Annotated in this window: 3 protein-coding genes; 1 reads left to right on the forward strand and 2 read right to left on the reverse strand. The window is 69.4% G+C overall.

What is annotated here, in order from left to right; translation table 11 throughout:
• Both NQ160_RS17620 and NQ160_RS17625 read right to left on the reverse strand, forming a co-directional pair.
• Window positions 1-384 (reverse strand): hypothetical protein (locus tag NQ160_RS17620; RefSeq protein ID WP_257516444.1); only part of this gene is annotated, 384 nt, incomplete at its 3' end.
• A 193-nt stretch (window positions 385-577) separates the two neighbouring features.
• On the reverse strand, window positions 578-1,324 hold the full coding sequence (locus NQ160_RS17625; protein ID WP_257516445.1) for a winged helix-turn-helix domain-containing protein: 747 nt from the start codon (window positions 1,322-1,324) through the stop codon (window positions 578-580).
• Window positions 1,325-1,738: 414 nt separating this feature from the next.
• Between NQ160_RS17625 and NQ160_RS17630 the strand changes: the two genes are divergently transcribed.
• On the forward strand, window positions 1,739-2,231 hold a 493-nt coding region (locus tag NQ160_RS17630; protein WP_257516446.1), incomplete at its 3' end, for a toxin.

A 2,231-nucleotide genomic window follows, 5' to 3' on the forward strand; every position in this document is an offset into this window, starting at 1 on the left:
GCCGACGGATGCCTCGATCCGTGCGAATGAGAATGCCGCTGCGCCGAGCCCGCCGATGAGGAGGACATCATGGAAGGCGCCGCCGGCCGCCTTCTGATACCAATCGGATTCGATGGAATCGTCCGGTTTCGCGACTGCTCCCGCAATCGTCGTGCGGTCCACGAGCAGACCCCAGCCCAGTGTGGCCGCGGCGGGCAGGGTCCCCGCCATGACGACCGCGAAAGCGAGCCCGGCTCGTTCATCGGGATTCAGCGCCACGAAGAGCCCGCCCGCGCAGGCCGAGACGACCACGCCGATCATCAGCGACGTGCCCCACAGTGTCGCGGAACCTCCGCCGAATCGCGCGCGCCCCCAACGGCTCTTCGTCGTCGTGCTGCCATCCATGTCATCCACCTCTCCACCGGACGAAGCGTCCCGTGTCGTCGCTTCTATGTAAAAGGTACTTTACAGACAAGTACCCTTTACATGAAGGCGATCGTGAGGCTGGCGTCTTCTCGCCTGACGCGTGCTGCGGGTTCCACGCCGCCGAAGCGACAACACGCGACAGGTGAAGCGAGCGCGATGCCGCGCGGCGCGGTCAGAAGCGGTCGGGGGAGGGGCTGCCGTGGCCGTAGCGGATCACGACGTCGGCGTGCCGGTCGAACCGGTAGCCGACACCGCGCACCGTGCGCACGATGTCCTCGTAGCGGCCGAGCTTGGCGCGCAGCCGGCGCACGTGCACGTCGATCGTCCGTTCGCCGGGGGTCTCGTCCTCACCCGTTCCCTGCCAGAGCGACGAGACCAGCTCAGCGCGCTCGATCGTGCGGCCTTCGCGCAGCACCAGGTACTGCAGCAGCTCGAACTCCTTGAAGGTGAACGCCGCCGACGCGCCGTCGATCAGCACGCGCTTGCGGGAGATGTCCACGGTCACACCGCCGGGCGCGGCATCTTCGTCGGGCTCGTCCTCCTGCGTGCGGGCGACGGCGCTGGGCTCGTGGAGGGCCAGGCGCACGACGTCCACATCACGGCCACCCGCACCGGCGGGGGCGAGGGCGACGGTGGCGTAGGTCTCGGCGTGCGGTGCGAGCTCGCCGAGCGTGCGCCGCAGGGCCGCCACGAGGGCAGACAGCGATACGCCGTCCTGTGCCGCTTTGACCTCGTCGATGCCGACGTAGAGGGCGAATCCGCGCGGCGCGGTGCCGGCGGGGAGGGGCCGGGCGGCGGGAGCCGCCGGAGCCGCAGGGGTGGCCGGAACCGCCGGGGCGACCGGGGCGACATCCTCGACGGCGCGGAGGTGCCGCGGGGTGGTGGAGGCGGGACGGGTGAGCAGAGCGGTGTTCGACATGGGAGCAGTCCTTGCGAGAAGAACCCGGGCGTAGCGCCTGGAAGGGGGTTCAGATGTGTGCTGCGAAGCCCGGAGAGGGCGGTGACGGAGCAACCGGTGTCGCCTTGTGGGCGATCATCGCGGTGCTCGGGGACTCGGCCGCGGCGTTCAGATCAGCGGCGGCAGGAGCCCAGCGGGTCAGCGTGTCAGCGACACATTCGGCAACACATGACAGCAACACGGCCGGCCATAATCATGGCGGCAGTCCCGTTCGCCTCCACGGCGGACAGAGAGCGTGCGTTGTCAGTCATGTGCGTCAGTATGACCGCGAATGACGAACCGTGTCAAACCGCTCGGATGCCGGAGCGTTCGCGTGACGAAATGTGACAGATTGCTCAACCCGCCCCGCTGAGGCCTGTCCTCTACCCTGGGGCGGTGCACAGAGACGACGGTCCCGTTCCTCGTCGTATCCGCATCGTCGGCACCTCGGGATCGGGAAAGACCCGCCTGGCGCAGCAGGTGGCCGCAGACGTCGGCCTCGCCCGACTCGAGCTGGACGCGGTCTTCTGGGATGCCGGCTGGCAGTACCGCGATCTGACCGAGGCCCACGCGCGCGTCAGGCGCTTCGTCGCGGACCATCCCGACGGCTGGGTGATCGACGGCAACTGGAACACCCGGCTCGGCGATCTGCTCGCACCAGGAAGCCCCGACGGGCCCGACATCGTGGTCTGGCTCGACCACCCCCGTCTCGTCGTGATGGCGCGGGTCGTCCGCCGCACCCTGCGTCGCGGCATCCTGCGCGAGGAGCTCTGGCACGGCAATCGGGAACGGCCGTCGTCGTGGCTGCGACGCGACCCCGGCGAGAACATCATCCGCTGGGCATGGACGCAGCACCCCGTGCAGCGCGAGACGATGGCGGCGCGCGCCG

This window comes from Microbacterium sp. zg.Y909, assembly GCF_024626565.1.